General features: G+C 40.8%; 24 protein-coding genes and 1 pseudogene. 7 read left to right on the plus strand and 18 right to left on the minus strand.

All coding sequences use genetic code 11. The features are described from left to right. Nucleotides 1–513 precede the first annotated feature (513 nt). The 13 genes from D5S11_RS18025 to D5S11_RS18080 form a co-directional block, all read right to left on the minus strand. Complete coding sequence (locus D5S11_RS18025; RefSeq protein ID WP_025852409.1) at nucleotides 514–714, minus strand: XtrA/YqaO family protein; 201 nt, start codon at nucleotides 712–714, stop codon at nucleotides 514–516. Between the two features lie 169 nt (nucleotides 715–883). Beyond that, nucleotides 884–1,105 carry a hypothetical protein gene (locus D5S11_RS18030; RefSeq protein ID WP_108724896.1) on the minus strand — a complete coding sequence of 74 codons (222 nt, stop codon included), beginning with the start codon at nucleotides 1,103–1,105 and terminating at the stop codon, nucleotides 884–886. Further along, nucleotides 1,095–2,423: a replicative DNA helicase gene (gene dnaB / locus D5S11_RS18035; protein ID WP_108724895.1), complete on the minus strand. Its 1,329-nt coding sequence runs from the start codon at nucleotides 2,421–2,423 to the stop codon at nucleotides 1,095–1,097. The genes D5S11_RS18030 and dnaB overlap by 11 nt, the downstream gene beginning before the upstream one ends. A gap of 1 nt (nucleotide 2,424) precedes the next feature. After that, nucleotides 2,425–2,781, minus strand: coding sequence for a replicative helicase loader/inhibitor (locus D5S11_RS18040; RefSeq protein WP_108724894.1), 357 nt, complete (start codon nucleotides 2,779–2,781; stop codon nucleotides 2,425–2,427). After that, the gene (locus D5S11_RS18045) at nucleotides 2,774–3,565 is read right to left on the minus strand and encodes a hypothetical protein (RefSeq protein WP_032867711.1); all 792 of its coding nucleotides are present in this window, start codon (nucleotides 3,563–3,565) and stop codon (nucleotides 2,774–2,776) included. The genes D5S11_RS18040 and D5S11_RS18045 overlap by 8 nt, the downstream gene beginning before the upstream one ends. Before the next feature lie 11 nt (nucleotides 3,566–3,576). Continuing rightward, nucleotides 3,577–3,972 (minus strand): DUF6809 family protein, encoded by a 396-nt coding sequence (locus D5S11_RS18050; protein WP_045510153.1) that lies wholly within the window; start codon nucleotides 3,970–3,972, stop codon nucleotides 3,577–3,579. Between the two features lie 133 nt (nucleotides 3,973–4,105). Beyond that, nucleotides 4,106–4,951: a hypothetical protein gene (locus tag D5S11_RS18055; protein WP_108724893.1), complete on the minus strand. Its 846-nt coding sequence runs from the start codon at nucleotides 4,949–4,951 to the stop codon at nucleotides 4,106–4,108. Between the two features lie 12 nt (nucleotides 4,952–4,963). Beyond that, a complete protein-coding gene (locus D5S11_RS18060) occupies nucleotides 4,964–5,611 on the minus strand; it encodes a Rha family transcriptional regulator (RefSeq protein ID WP_108724892.1) in 648 nt (215 codons plus the stop codon). Continuing rightward, nucleotides 5,602–5,910, minus strand: a complete 309-nt coding sequence (locus tag D5S11_RS18065) for a hypothetical protein (protein ID WP_104679009.1) — start codon at nucleotides 5,908–5,910, stop codon at nucleotides 5,602–5,604. Before D5S11_RS18065 ends, D5S11_RS18060 begins: the two co-directional genes overlap by 10 nt. Beyond that, nucleotides 5,897–6,178: a YqaH family protein gene (locus D5S11_RS18070; RefSeq protein WP_108724891.1), complete on the minus strand. Its 282-nt coding sequence runs from the start codon at nucleotides 6,176–6,178 to the stop codon at nucleotides 5,897–5,899. Before D5S11_RS18070 ends, D5S11_RS18065 begins: the two co-directional genes overlap by 14 nt. After that, nucleotides 6,175–6,324 carry a hypothetical protein gene (locus D5S11_RS19940; protein WP_156174868.1) on the minus strand — a complete coding sequence of 50 codons (150 nt, stop codon included), beginning with the start codon at nucleotides 6,322–6,324 and terminating at the stop codon, nucleotides 6,175–6,177. The genes D5S11_RS18070 and D5S11_RS19940 overlap by 4 nt, the downstream gene beginning before the upstream one ends. A gap of 50 nt (nucleotides 6,325–6,374) precedes the next feature. Continuing rightward, nucleotides 6,375–6,647, minus strand: a complete 273-nt coding sequence (locus tag D5S11_RS18075) for a hypothetical protein (RefSeq protein ID WP_014471597.1) — start codon at nucleotides 6,645–6,647, stop codon at nucleotides 6,375–6,377. Next, a complete protein-coding gene (locus D5S11_RS18080; protein ID WP_048367389.1) occupies nucleotides 6,634–6,834 on the minus strand; it encodes a helix-turn-helix domain-containing protein in 201 nt (66 codons plus the stop codon). Before D5S11_RS18080 ends, D5S11_RS18075 begins: the two co-directional genes overlap by 14 nt. Before the next feature lie 272 nt (nucleotides 6,835–7,106). On the opposite strand from D5S11_RS18080, the gene D5S11_RS18085 reads away from it, so the two are divergent. The 4 genes and pseudogenes from D5S11_RS18085 to D5S11_RS18100 form a co-directional block, all read left to right on the plus strand. Then, nucleotides 7,107–7,412, plus strand: a complete 306-nt coding sequence (locus D5S11_RS18085; protein ID WP_108724890.1) for a helix-turn-helix domain-containing protein — start codon at nucleotides 7,107–7,109, stop codon at nucleotides 7,410–7,412. A gap of 14 nt (nucleotides 7,413–7,426) precedes the next feature. Further along, nucleotides 7,427–7,891, plus strand: coding sequence for an ImmA/IrrE family metallo-endopeptidase (locus D5S11_RS18090; RefSeq protein WP_108724889.1), 465 nt, complete (start codon nucleotides 7,427–7,429; stop codon nucleotides 7,889–7,891). Between the two features lie 67 nt (nucleotides 7,892–7,958). Continuing rightward, on the plus strand, nucleotides 7,959–9,107 hold the full coding sequence (locus D5S11_RS18095) for a site-specific integrase (protein WP_108724888.1): 1,149 nt from the start codon (nucleotides 7,959–7,961) through the stop codon (nucleotides 9,105–9,107). Between the two features lie 51 nt (nucleotides 9,108–9,158). Next, nucleotides 9,159–9,614: pseudogene (locus D5S11_RS18100) on the plus strand (STAS domain-containing protein); the annotation flags it as partial. Between the two features lie 27 nt (nucleotides 9,615–9,641). On the opposite strand, the gene bshB2 reads toward D5S11_RS18100, so the two are convergent. The 4 genes from bshB2 to rarD form a co-directional block, all read right to left on the minus strand. Continuing rightward, on the minus strand, nucleotides 9,642–10,307 hold the full coding sequence (gene bshB2, locus D5S11_RS18105; protein WP_007407961.1) for a bacillithiol biosynthesis deacetylase BshB2: 666 nt from the start codon (nucleotides 10,305–10,307) through the stop codon (nucleotides 9,642–9,644). A gap of 17 nt (nucleotides 10,308–10,324) precedes the next feature. Continuing rightward, nucleotides 10,325–10,675 carry a YojF family protein gene (locus D5S11_RS18110; RefSeq protein ID WP_007407960.1) on the minus strand — a complete coding sequence of 117 codons (351 nt, stop codon included), beginning with the start codon at nucleotides 10,673–10,675 and terminating at the stop codon, nucleotides 10,325–10,327. After that, nucleotides 10,672–10,950 (minus strand): hypothetical protein, encoded by a 279-nt coding sequence (locus tag D5S11_RS18115; RefSeq protein ID WP_003153742.1) that lies wholly within the window; start codon nucleotides 10,948–10,950, stop codon nucleotides 10,672–10,674. Before D5S11_RS18115 ends, D5S11_RS18110 begins: the two co-directional genes overlap by 4 nt. A gap of 67 nt (nucleotides 10,951–11,017) precedes the next feature. Then, nucleotides 11,018–11,914, minus strand: a complete 897-nt coding sequence (gene rarD / locus D5S11_RS18120; protein WP_007407959.1) for an EamA family transporter RarD — start codon at nucleotides 11,912–11,914, stop codon at nucleotides 11,018–11,020. A gap of 97 nt (nucleotides 11,915–12,011) precedes the next feature. On the opposite strand from rarD, the gene D5S11_RS18125 reads away from it, so the two are divergent. Further along, nucleotides 12,012–12,476, plus strand: coding sequence for a hypothetical protein (locus tag D5S11_RS18125; protein WP_003153738.1), 465 nt, complete (start codon nucleotides 12,012–12,014; stop codon nucleotides 12,474–12,476). A gap of 34 nt (nucleotides 12,477–12,510) precedes the next feature. On the opposite strand, the gene D5S11_RS18130 is transcribed toward D5S11_RS18125, so the two are convergent. Then, nucleotides 12,511–12,750, minus strand: coding sequence for a hypothetical protein (locus tag D5S11_RS18130; RefSeq protein WP_003153736.1), 240 nt, complete (start codon nucleotides 12,748–12,750; stop codon nucleotides 12,511–12,513). A 202-nt stretch (nucleotides 12,751–12,952) separates the two neighbouring features. Between D5S11_RS18130 and D5S11_RS18135 the strand changes: the two genes are divergently transcribed. Both D5S11_RS18135 and D5S11_RS18140 read left to right on the plus strand, forming a co-directional pair. Next, nucleotides 12,953–13,342 carry a tautomerase family protein gene (locus tag D5S11_RS18135; protein ID WP_007407958.1) on the plus strand — a complete coding sequence of 130 codons (390 nt, stop codon included), beginning with the start codon at nucleotides 12,953–12,955 and terminating at the stop codon, nucleotides 13,340–13,342. 52 nt (nucleotides 13,343–13,394) lie between these two features. Further along, complete coding sequence (locus D5S11_RS18140; protein ID WP_020954038.1) at nucleotides 13,395–13,763, plus strand: hypothetical protein; 369 nt, start codon at nucleotides 13,395–13,397, stop codon at nucleotides 13,761–13,763. Nucleotides 13,764–13,792 lie beyond the last annotated feature (29 nt).

Raw genomic sequence — 13,792 nt, forward strand, 5'->3', positions numbered from 1 at the left:
CTTGCCCCATCATTTGCCGCCAAAAGCGTTCAGATCGCTCCTGCGTGTTTTTATTGGGCTTTTTCTTTTTCTGCTTCATGTCATCCCTCCGCTCAAATAAAAAACGGACACCAATCAGAGCACAGTGATTCTGTGCAATGATCAGTGTCCGCAGGCTTTCCGTCTTGGACATTTATTTTGTTTTCATCTTCTTTTGTTATGCCTGGCTGCTAATCTCCTTCTACAAATTGAATTTCGTAACAATCTGTATCAGCGCCATTTTTGAAATAGTCATTCATGTTTTCGAGAAGACATTTATAACTGCAAAAATCTAAATATCTATAACTGTCTATACTGTCGTTTCCCCACCTGCTATGATATGTCGTGACTTCATAGTAATGTTTTGACCGATCATTTGTAACGATAGTCCTCCCACAAGTATCGCATGTCACTTTTTTCAAGACTTTTTGCGTTTTTGTGACTTCTTTTTCCTCGCACTTCTTCATTTCCTCACCTCTTCCGTCTTGGACTTATTTAGTTGAATAATTCGCCTTCATCCCACTTAACGCGGGTTACTTTCCCTTTACTCGTAAAAATTTTTGTTTCTCCATGCTCAGGAAGCGGCGTCATTTTTGCTTCTCCATTAGAAATAATTACAGCAAAATTTTCATACTGTTTTGTATCTATGACAAGTTTATCTTTCTCTATTATAGAATCTAATTTTATTAGCCTCAAATGGTTGCCCTCCTTTTGAATCATTTATATTCTCGGCAGCGGAGCTGCTCAATTTCTTATGTGACAATATCCGCTCTTTGCTTTTGTTCCTGTAAAAGCTGCTATCACAAAACCCGAATATATAAATCTCATGGGATCCTGAAACGTTCGTTTCTATCGTTTTTTATATTTAATTTTGAAATACCGGTTTCCCATATTGTCTTTCCTGCTCGAAAGCAAGCAAATGAGCGTTCATCCTGTCTTTAAATTTCTCTTGCAAATAAAAATTCAGCGCCTCTTCCGAATCCTGCAGCCGCACCGTTTTTTTCTCATACACCAAAAATTCGATCAGCAGGATAAGTGAGTAATAATTGTGTCGAAGCGCTGCCTCATACCAATCTCTAATCGTCAAAACGCCGCTCCAGGTTGACAAAAAGCCCGTACTCTTTGATGAACGCCAATGAAACAGTTCCGACCGGACCGTTTCGCTGCTTGCCTATAATGATCTCAATAATATTTTTGCTTTCGCTTTCTTTGTCGTAATAATCATCCCGATAAAGAAACCCAATGACATCTGCGTCCTGTTCAATTTGTCCCGATTCTCTTATGTCTGACATCATCGGTCGTTTATCCTGCCGCTGTTCAACACCCCGTGAAAGCTGACTGAGAGCAATAACGCAAATATCCAACTCACGGGCCATGTGTTTTAACATGCGGCTGATCTCGCTTATTTCTTGCGTTCTGTTGCCCCTGTGTTTTGCTGATCCTGAAATAAGCTGCAGATAATCAATAATGATCAAGATATCTTTTCCAGCAAATTCACGTTTCATTTTTCTGACCTTTGACCATATTTCATTAACCGTAACGCCTGGGCGGTCAAAAATCCTAAGATCGGCGGAGCCAAGAACCCCGTTTGCTTGTGAAAGTTTGTTCCAGTCATTCGCCGTTAAATTGCCGGTTCGCATTGCATGAGCGTTAATATTTCCAAGGCTTGACGCCATTCTTTTTAAAAGTTGCTTTCGTGACATTTCAAGGGAGAAAATCCCCACTGCCCCGCCTTTATATTGATTAAGCGGGCTTGACATAAAGTTTTGAGCCACGTTGAGACAAAAAGCGGTTTTCCCTACAGACGGCCGAGCGGCAATAATCACTAATTCTTGTTTTTGAAAACCTGACGTCATGCGATCTAACTCCGTGAAGCCGCTCCGCATGCCCGTAATTTCCCCTTTAGGCTCCGCCAGTTCCTCGTAAATCTCTAACAGGTCACTTTGTATTACCCCGTCTTCTTCGTCGCCTGTGGCGTCTTCTAAGTGCATTAAATCGGATATAGTAGATTGAATGATAGCGGAAGGATCGTCATTTGATGAATTCTGCTTAATTTCTTCCGCTATTTTTCCCATTTCTCGCCTTTGCCAGTGCTCAAAAATGATTTTTTCATAGAATCCGATATTTGCAGTAGTCGGAACAGAGGAAGCCAAGGCCGCCAAATACTGATGACCCCCGACGCTCCCCAGGTTGTCCCGGCCGATATACTCCGTAATTGAAACCAAGTCTATTGGAATCCCTTTTGTGTCCAGCTCTAACATCGCAGATAAAAGGTTTTTATGTTTCCCTTGGGATAAGTGGAGCGGCTTTGTTCTGCAGTCTTTTAATAAATCAGGGTTAAGAAGGAGCGCCCCTAAAAAGGTTTGCTCCGCGTCTGTGTTGTATAGAAAAGCAGTTGCGTTCATGTCAATCACCGATTCCTAAGATTTTTCTAATTTCTGCTTTTGACTTTTCAATTAACGCCCGTTCCTCTTCCGTTTGCTCAACGGGAGCGGAAAGACTTGCAAGATAGTTTTTTGTCTCTTCTATGGACGGGATCGCATTGATCCGATCAACGATGACGTTTTTTTCATTCAGCAAGTCAGCAACTTTGGGCGGAAACTTGCTCCGTTTACAAAAACGAATGAGATTATCACGCACTTGTTCAAAATCAGCATCGTGTAACAACTCATGCCACGAATCAACTTTATCCTGTGTTATCTCGAAATGCTCAAAGTATTGTTTTATGAGCGCCATGATTTCAAAGGTTTGTTTTTTAATCATCTAAATCAAACTCCTCTACGTTTAACTGCGGAGCCTTATTTGCCTTTTTCTGCTCTTTATCACTTTTAATTTTGGTGACAAGTCTATCAAACTGTTTTCTAAGACTGGCCGGGCTAAGTATATTGGTTTTCCAAAAGCTATCTTGTTGTGACCAATTGATTAAATATTTGATCTGCTGATCTGTGCGCTTGTCCCGTTCTCGGATCAACCTAAATTCATTGGCCCATTTTTCAAGATTCGGCTTTTTAGCATCCGGGTTATTGTTTTGGATTTCTTTAAAAAGATATTCCGCGTTCTCCATGTCGCAAATTTCATATTTGAGACGAGAAGGTTTTATATTCTTTTCATTCTTTCCCTTCTTTACATTCTTGTTTGTGGTCATTTGATGGTCTTTTGATGGTCTTTTGATGGTCAGACTGTTGTCGTCGGAAGATTCAACTTCTTGATAAAGCGCCCAATTATCAATACTTACAATGCTGAATTTGTTGGTCTTTTTTATAGTCAAATATCCCATATCTCCAAGCTGTTCTAACCAACGAAAAATTGTCTTTTCCCCTTTAATTCTGTCTTTAGATTTAAGCCCTGCATTATACATATCCATCAAAGCAAAACGACCGGTCACAAATTCGCCGGGCATTAATTTTATTTTTTGCCTGCCTACAATTTGATCATGTTCCGTGTGTGAAGCCTCTGTCAGACAGATAAGCCATAATCTTAATAGCTGGGGATCATTGAAAATTGGGTTACTCCTAATCTTCCTATGTAGCTTTATCCAACCATTCATCTATATCACCTTTACTTGTAAAAATTCATATCGTTGCTGTAAGCCGCTTCCCCCATTAAGTACCGGAAGCCGCCCACAAAACCCGCGCTGAATGCATCTTCTGTATCAAATGAAGCTTTGCAAGAATACGCTTCATCAAACGCTTTGAATAGCTCCAGTTGCTCTCCTGACAGCTTATTTACTAAGGCTTCGAAAAGCTTGTTTACCTGTTCATTAGCAGCCTTTGCTTTTTCCGAAACTTCAATTTTCACCTCGTTTGAATCATGCAACTCCGTGCGTGCGACAAGCTTTAAAATTGAAACCATTCCCGCGTCATAGAAATGTGAACCCAGCTCGACCGCTCCATGCTTAATCCCACATTTATTTCCAACCTCGATCATTTTAGATGGCGTACCCATTAATTTCATAACTTCTTCCCCTTTTCATGGTATATATTTGATATATCGAATTGATTTTTTAAAAGAAGCGTGGTATTTTCTATTCAAGCCAGTCAAGAAAAGTGTTGCAGCACTCTTTCTCGACCAAATGGCATACCTTCTTCTACAGTAATTTTAGGTTGGGCCGCTCCCGCTCAATTGATACAACTCGGCCGTATTCATCTTTTACGGCTTTATACACCGGGATCGGCTCTTTTATAACCTCTTGAAACATTCTTAACGTATCAATCTCCCCGCTTTTAACACGTTCCATAACACCAGCAAAGAAAATATCAAAGTAAACATCATCTTCGGGGGCCTCTATATTTTTATTGACAACCTCAACTAAAAGTTTGTCAGAATCAATTTCGTCCGGCAGATCATCAATTATCTTTCTCATTTCAGCCGCTCTTTCTTTACTGTGATCAACAGATAGAAGAGACAAAAAATCGTTCTTTTTCATTTTCCAGTAGCCTACTGACATGGATAGATATTTTTCTAGTTTCTCTTGGCACGAGATTCTGTAATTTAATGCTGTTTTAATTTCTTGCTTTATTTCGTTGATCTCAGTCCGCCATTTATGCCCTATGGCTTGATAGGTTTCTAATCTCTCAACCTCGTTCAATATGGCCCAAAGACGCTTTTGATACTTTAATGTGAGTTTGTTCCAATCGTTTACTTTGCGTTGCAGCCGCTTAACCCAAACCATAGTGTTATATGGGCTATATTTTGAAACGGCCATAATTTTATCTACGTTAAAAAATTCACTCAGTGATTGAAGAACCTCCTCAGGAATATCCCCCTCTGATGCACCAGCAAACAGATGCGTTAAATTTGATTCTGCTATACGGTCAAGACCATCTTGAAGGGCTTTATTTGCATTCAGGATAAAGGCTTGAAACTCTGTAGAAACATGATTCACTTCCACTTTTAACGCTTTGACTTGACTATAAAACTCAAATGTATTCATTTTCCATTCCTCCTAAAATAGCGGCCGCCATGATTTAATCCAGGCTTTAGCGTCCTCAAAATCAAGTTTTCGTAAATCCCTGTACGACGGGACGGCAAACGCGTCTCTAAAATTACGGTGAATGCCTGCAAACAAACGACGTGTGCCTGTCTCGCTGTTATCGTAATTGTCACGGATTTCATAAACACGTTTACGTATCTGCTTTTGAATTACATTTTGCTGAAAAGAATCAATTTGCCAATTGTTTTCTAGTTGGTTCAATCGCTTATCGTGTTCACTTTGCTTTTGTTCAAGACGTATCATCTGTTGAAGTTGCGGGCTTAACTGTGAGTAATCGTTTTGCAAGTGTCGCTCCATTTGATTGAATTGATCCACGTAAGCAGCGGTAAACAAGATTCCTTTTTCTCCTGTCATTTTGTTGGCGACCATTTCACAGCCTTTTTTAGTGAGTAAAAAGCGAGGGCGGATTTCTCCTTTGCTGTCCTCATATGTAGAAGCAATGAAAAAATCTGACGAACGTAATTTTGCGTCGGTTAAAATTGTGTCGATGTATCCTTTAATAGCTCTGATTAAGTCTGAATGACGTTTGCCCGTCATTTCCGCAACATCCCGGCTATCAGCAAGATATTGTCCGTTTGATTCGACTAAATTTAATTGCATGCTGCTTCCTCCATTCTCTTTAATTCGCGTTGCCTAACTTTTATAATTTCCTGCTCGGAAGCCCGGCACCACTGGATACAATAATCAGTTCCGTCTTGGGTAAATTCCATGAGGACTTTACCGGAAATTGATTTTGCCCTTTCGATGATCTCCACCTTTTCCCCTCTGTTGTCTGTAACATCCTTGGGAAAAATGAAGAGCGGGCCATTTTCATTTAAAAGTGATATGAAATCTCTCGACTTTTCATCCTCCGGCCATATATTTGTGATTTGCGGGGAAACTGAATTAGACATGTTCACTTGTCTGCCCCCTTTGCACAACCGAAACATCTATCCCTTTTAAAGAAAAACGGGACGCGATTTCATGTAGTTGTGTGACTGATGCCGGTTGATGCATCCGATTGATTTCCTTGAACATTTCAGCAGCCGATAGACAAAGATCAATGCATTCCTCAAAATTACAATCCTCGATTTCAGCCGGAAGTAATTCGCTTAATAAAAATTGAGCAGTTGAAAGCTTTCGTAAAACAGATATGCTGTCTGATTTTAAGAAGTGATCTAATTTCATGCCTTTTCCCCTTTCAGGTACTCTTTCCAATGGCGGCCGCGCTGCTCTTCATCGCGGGTTACTGTTTTTCGTTTACACTGAGCTGTCAGGCTCATTTCAAAACCAAATAGGAAAAGCGAAATCCCTAAGATTTTTCGTTTTTTCAAATTAGTAAGCCTCCAATTTTATAAGTGCGTCTGTCCACGCTTTTGTTTTTTTACCATTCGTCCATAATGTCTTTCATTACCTGTTTGGATTCTTCATAGAACCAAAACCGCTTGCCTTTCTCCTTTCGGCGCTCAATCAATTTCATTCTCGGATCACGCAAAAACTCATTTTCTAAAAAGCTTTTGCTCATGCAGGTTCTTTTTGACATGGTTTCAATATCCCACACAAAAAGTGACTCCCTTATGGCTTGGTCTAACTGTTGATTGATATAGTCACGGATTTCGGTTTCATTGACAGCAACGTCAAATTTAACAGTCGGCAAGCCATGACGCCCCTCTTTCATTTACAATTTTTATTATTTTTTCACGAACTTTTTTTCCTTGCCGCTTGCCTAACAAAATATCCGACAAGTAGGCATTTGAGATATTAAGCATTTGTGCTAAATCCTTCTGCTGCATGTCATTAAGAATTAGCCAAGTTTTAACTTGCTTTCCGAAATTCATTTCCATTAAAAGCACCTCTTTGCATTATCTTTTTTGCGAACTATTTAGCTTTTTGTTGACATATTTTATCCATTCGGATAAAATTGAGTCATAGCTGAATAAGCCTACAGCAATAGCCTTGTACGTTGGGGAACGTGGTCACTGGCTTTTAATTTGTAGTGCTCAAAAAGCTTAAATAATAGCTTATGGACTTAGTTTATTATCCAAACAGATAAATGTCAATGGTTTTCTATCCATTTGGATAAAAAAGTCCCTGAGCTTTATTAAGGATGGTTAAATTGACTACATTCGATAGGGTTAAAAAACTTGCTGACGACCGTAAGATATCACTAACTGAATTAGCTAAACGGATAGATATGGGGGTTAATTCATTATATAAATGGAAAACCCAAAAGCCCGCAGTAGATAAACTACAAAAGGTAGCTGATTACTTTAATGTATCCGTGGATTATTTACTTGGCAGAACTGATTTTCCTGTTGAAACAATAGCAGCTCACCATGATGGTGAAGACTGGACGGAAGAAGAACTTGAAGAAATAGAACGATTTAAAGAATTCGTACGCTTAAAAAGAGAGAAAAAATAAGAGGTGTATTTGTATTGCTTTATGATCATCTATTGTTAGAGGCTTCTCGCCACAGAATAGAAGTTATTGAACGATTTATGCCATCAAGATTAAAGGGCCTTTATAATAGCGGCATAGTTTGGATTAACAAAAAACAATCAAGAATTGAAAAAGGTTGCACTCTTGCTGAAGAATTAGGACACCATTTCACCTCTTATGGAGATATTTTGGATCAGAGTAAGATGGGAAACCGAAAACAAGAAAAAAGGGCAAGAAATTGGGCATATAAAAAATTAGTCCCTTTGTCTAAAATTATTGAAGCCCAAAAAGCGGGAATAAAAAGCCGTTATGAATTGGCCGAGTTTTTAAATGTAACTGAGACTTTTTTAGAAGAGGCCTTGAAAAGATATGAAGAAGAATATGGACTTTTTAAACAGGTGAACGGATTGACTATCAGTTTTCAACCTCTCGGCGTTATTGAAATGTTAGAAGAATTTTAAGGAGGTGATCTCAAAATAATCATAGCCCCTTTTATGCGTCTGTCCACGAAGGAAAGGGCTGTTACAAATGAAAATGTATAAAACAGATAAAGACGATGATTTATATTATTACTTCAACGCAAAGAAAGAAAAGCGTTGGTTATATAGGTATCGCTATTATGATGCTTTTGGGAAACGGCGTGAGAAATCCAAACAAGGATTTAAAAGCGAGAACGAAGCATTTAGAGCCTTATTACAAGTAAAAACAGCAATTGTAAACGGCGATATAAAAAAAGTTGAAAATGAAAATTTAACGGTGGGAGAGTGGTTAGACATTTGGTACGAAACAAATAAAAACCAATGGGGAATAACCACACGTGAAAATAGGGCCTTAACTATCGAAACAATCATCAAGCCATTGCTTGGCAAAATAAAATTGCTCAAATTAGATAAAGTGACTTACAAAAGGCTATTTATAAACAAACTTCTCAACGAATATAGTCCGGGCAGCGTCGCTGCTTATCATGCCCAATTTAAAACTGCTATAAATGCTGCAGTAGATACTGAAATCCTTCAAAGAAACAGATTTAATAAAATAACTATACCTCAACCCAAAAAAGAAAGTGAGAACTTTTACACTGCCTTGGAATTAAAGAAATTTCTTGAAGCCTTTGAGCTACATGAAAATATCACTAACTATACAATGGTCTTACTATTAGCGCTCACTGGCATGAGAAAAGGAGAGTGTATGGGACTGAAATGGAATGATATTAACTTTGAGGACATGACAGTATCAGTGAACAGAACCAGAGACACCAAGGGAGTACGTCCTCCAAAAACAAAAAATAGTTACCGCACTATAAAAGTAATTGGAGAACTAATCAATCAGTTAAAAGTATACCGTATATGGTGCAAAGAGTTAATGCTTTCCTTTGGAAAACGCTTATCAGAAGATGATTTTATTTTCATAAATAAATCGTCAGGAAATCCTGTTTCCCATTCTATACTTAAAAGTGCTATAGATCGGGTAACTAAGAAAGAAAATTTGAAAAGAATAACTGTTCATGGTCTAAGACATACTCATGCAACTATTCTTGTTGGTAAGAGAATACCCGTGAAAGTTATCTCTGAGCGTCTCGGGAACACGCCTGAAATGATTTTAACTATCTACGGTCATTCATTCAAAGAACTTGAGGAAGAGTCCGTCGAAGCCTTCGCAGATGCTTTGGGTCTCTAATTTGGGGGAATTTCTGGGGGGGATTTTTAAAAAAAGCCTCAAGAACCCTTTTTAATCAAGGGATTTCTCCATGGCAATACATTCATAGAGGAAATGTATAAAAACACAAACATTCAGCTTGAAGCGCAAAAAGAATTGATTACCGAGCTGAGCTCGCCGGTAATTGTGCTTTTTGACAATGTCGGACTGCTGCCGCTGATCGGGGATATTGACACGGCAAGAGCCAAAATGATTTTGGAGAATACGCTGCACCAGTGTTCAGAGAAGCGCATCACGCAGCTGTACATTGATTTATCGGGCGTAGCCATGATTGATACGATGGTTGCCCAACAGCTTTTCACCTTAATTGAATCACTCGGAATGCTCGGCGTGAAAGCGACATTATCCGGAATCCGTCCTGAAATCGCCCAAACCGCAGTGCAGCTGGGACTGAGTTTTTCAAATTTATCAATAAGGTCTTCGCTTGCAGAAGCGATCGCTTCCGATCTGACACAAAAAAAGGGATAAGGCATTTCAGCCTTATCCCTTTTTTTATCAGTCTTTCCACGGATATGTCCAATACACTTCTTCTTCAAACCATGTCTGAAGAACCGGCTCGTTATTTTTTATTTTTTCTTCCAGCTCTCTCAGCATGCCTTCCGTTTGGGTGCGGTGCGCTTTTAAGGCATTCATTTTAATATCGGCAACCTCTTTAATATCAAGAATAACATCAGGCTTGCCGACGGCTTCCTCCCTGTTGCGGGTGATTGCCATGCAAAGCGTGCGCGGGCGGTCCTCTTTTTTCTTTCTGTAAAGCGCTCTGATAACCGCTTCGCCGCATGCATCATGATCCGGATGGACGCCGTGCTCCGGATAGAATGTGACAATCAGACTCGGTTTTACATCGTCGATAATCTCTTCCATCATATCAGCGAGCCACTCGTCATCTTCAAATTCAAGTGTTTTATCACGAAGCCCGAGCATTCTCAGGTCAGTAACGTCCATTGCTTTGCATGCGTCGATCAGCTCTTGTTTTCTTAACAGCGGCAGTGTTTCACGGTTCGCGAAAAAAGGATCTCCCATGTTCCGGCCCATTTCGCCAAGCGTTGCGCATGCATACGTAACGGGAATATCTTTTTGTCTGTGTAAAGCAATCAGCCCTGCCACTCCGTATGATTCATCATCAGGGTGAGGCAGGATGACGAGTACATGTTCTTTCATGATTTTCACCCTTTTCTTTAAACTGTAAACGGCTTTTCGCTGATTTGAAGCGAAATCGCCAATTTTCCGCCCGGCAGATGCCCTGCCATTAACAAGCGGTTTTCGTCATCTACTGTATATTCAGTCAGACCTTCTGCGTAAATCCAGCCTTCTTCCGTTTTCAAACCGACGCGGTACGGGCCGTTTCCTTTGATTTTCGCCTGATGGTACGTCACTTTTGCATTGCGTATATAGGCTACAACCGTCATGTTTTTCTCATTCAGATGCGCTGAATAAGAACCGGTCGTTGTTTCCAAATGGATATATACAGGACGATCGGCATATCGCTCTAAAGAAGTTTGCACATCTTCTTTTATGATCGCTTTCATAGCTGCTCCCCTCTTTCTTCTTTTAAAAATTGCAAACGCTTCGTATGTAGTTCAACCAATTCATATTTCTCAATCGGCCGCAGCCGGGAATCTACAATTCGCTGCACCGCCAGAGCAAACTTTTCCTCGGGTGACTTCCGGAGCCTCGGATGTGTTCTTTGATCAAGCAGTTCAAGATCAATTGCCTTCTCCGCTTCTTCAAGAGTTGAAGCCGGGAGAGTGCGGTTATTCCACAGTGCCTGATAGGCTTTTGCTATGTCTTTATCAGTGCCCATTGTACAGCTCCTTTACATACTCGTAATGATTATACATAATTTAAGCTATCGCTGGAAAGCGAAAGGCTTAGCGGCTTTTTATCGGCCGCTTCCATTTTATCTGTGAAAAGGTAAACAAAAGCAATGCTGCCCATATACAAATGAAGGTAAACGCTTTTTGCCCGGAAAACGGTTCATGATACACAAATACGCCGAGCATAAGGGTAATGGTCGGCGCTATATATTGCAAAATGCCGACTTGATACAGCGGCAGACGCTTTGCCCCCTCTGCAAACAGCAACAGCGGCAGGGCCGTAAATACGCCTGCGAAAAATAGGAGCGCCCATGTTCCTGCCCCCAAGGACCCGGAAGTGCTCCCGTCAGCTGTATATCCTAAATAAATAAGTGCAGCCGGGGTAATCAAAAGCGTCTCCAGCGTCAGTCCGATCGTGCTGGACATGCGGGTTCTTTTTTTACATAAGCCGTACAGGCCGAAGCTGAATGCAAGCAGCAATGCGATATAAGGAACCGCGCCATATTGAAACGCAGATATGATCACGGCCGCCCCGGCAATAGAAACGGCTGCTGTTTGCATCTTGTTAAGCTTTTCTTTTAAGAATAGGATGCCCAAAAGAACGGAAACGAGCGGATTAATGTAGTACCCGAGACTTGCTTCAAGCAAAAAGCCGTGATTGACGGCCCATATGTACACAAACCAATTAACGGAAATTAAAACGGAAGCGAAAAAAAGCGCCAGCAGGCCCCCTTCCGATTTCAAAAGACGCAATTCACGCCATCCGGTTTTCCACTTCTTAAGCACAGTTAAAAGCACACACATGAAAACAAATGACCATAAAATCCGGTGAGCTAAAATGTCCAATGCGGGTATTTGTTCAAGAAGTTTCCAATAGACCGGAAACAGCCCCCACATGACGAAAGAACAAGCGGTATAAATGATTCCTTTTCTTGCGTTATTCCCTTGCACGGCCTTCCCCTTCCTTTCTGTAAACAGATTATATTATATCACGGGAAGCTTCCGGCGGGCATATACTATGTTGTCCGTTAAGAAAGGGTGAGATGCCGTGTTTGATTGGAACAGATATTTTCCCTTCCAAAATCAGTTCTCTAAAGAAACGTTTAAAAATGCTGATCCGAAAGATGTCGAGACATATGTCAACCGAGTGATGGAAAGCGTATTCGGCGCCGGTTATGCCGGACAGTTCCCTTTTCGCGACCCAATGTCCAAAAAGGCCGATCCGGTCGAAGCGGAACCGCCCAAGCCGGAAATTGACCTTTTTGAAACATCCGATCATGTTTTTGCGAAAATTCCCGCCGAACAAGAGGAACTCGACCGTATCAGGATTAAGCATACGTCACACAGCCTCGTTGTAGAGAACAGCAGTCTGGGAGAAGGAAAAAAAGAAATCGTCCTTCCGAGCCTCGTCAAACGGAAAGGAACAAAAGCAGTCTATAAAGACGGGATGATTGAAGTTATGTTTTCAAAACAGGAAGACTACAATCTATCGGAAGTGGAGATTTTAAGATAAAAAAACGGCCCGCGCGATGCAGGCCGTTTTTTCTTTAATAAAATGGCGGATAACCGCCGGCTCCCGGCCCGAAACCGCCGTATGGGACGCCTCCGTATCCGTAACCGGCGAACCCGTACGGATAGCGGGGTCTTGTAAAGCCTGTGGCAATCACGCCTCCGAGAAGACCGCCTAAAAATCCGCCGAATAAAGGAGCGCCGAACAAAAAAGGACTTCTCGCCGGAAATCCGGCAGGACCGAAATTCCCGCGATACAATGCATGACGAGGGTACATGTTTTTCCTCCTTTATGTCTGCCTATTCTTAAGCGTATTCATAAAATGAGGAAATTGATTGGGCGATTGTAACAACATGTGCCTCTCTGTGATATTGCATTAATGTATAAATATTTTGGTTATAATTTGATTACATTTTGATTAACTGTTATACTTTTTTACAAGTTGCGACATGATAAAAAACCATCAGGGGGAATAAAATATGCCATTACTTCGTTTTGACGTTATTGAAGGCCGGGATGACGCAGCATTAAAAAAATTACTGGATACCGCCCATTACGCCATGGTTAAAGCTTTTGACGTCCCTGTAACGGACCGTTATCAGATCGTTCACCAGCATCGGCCTCATGAGCTTATCATTGAAGATACCGGGCTCGGTTTCAAAAGAAGCAAAGATCTTGTCATCATCAGCATTGTCAGCAAAGCGCGCACCGAACATCAAAAAGAATCGTTATATCAACTGATGGCTGATCAGCTTAAAACAGAATGCGGCATATCACCCGAGGACATCATGATTTCCATTACAGAAAACGGGAACGCCGATTGGAGCTTCGGGCTTGGTGAGGCTCAGTTTTTAACCGGGAAACTGTAAAAGGCCTCCCCGCTTGTTCTGAATGATTGCAAACTGAATAAAAGAGGGATGTATGTTGGTTAGTGAGTTGTACCCTTGTTTGATATGCGGATTTAAAGGATTAGAGACAAGTCCCGTTTATAACGGCGAATATCAAAAAACATTTGATATTTGCCCCTGCTGCGGGTTTGAATTCGGCTACAGCGAGGACCATGAAATAAGCTTAGGGTTTATTGTAACGCCTGATCATTTAATTGAAGCGGCATTTCAGTTATACCGGAAACAGTGGATTGAGGGAGGAATGAAACTATTTTCTCCAAATGATGTCCCGGCGGAATGTAAAAATGATCATTTCCTTACATTCGATGCTTTATTAAAGCAATTAAAAGGCTTGAACCTCAATCTGAACAATTTTGATATTAATGGTTTTTATGAAGAGTAAACATGATCATTAAGAAAAGGCTGCCTTGG

The organism is Bacillus sp. L75 (assembly GCF_003676355.1).
Taxonomy (GTDB): domain Bacteria; phylum Bacillota; class Bacilli; order Bacillales; family Bacillaceae; genus Bacillus; species Bacillus velezensis.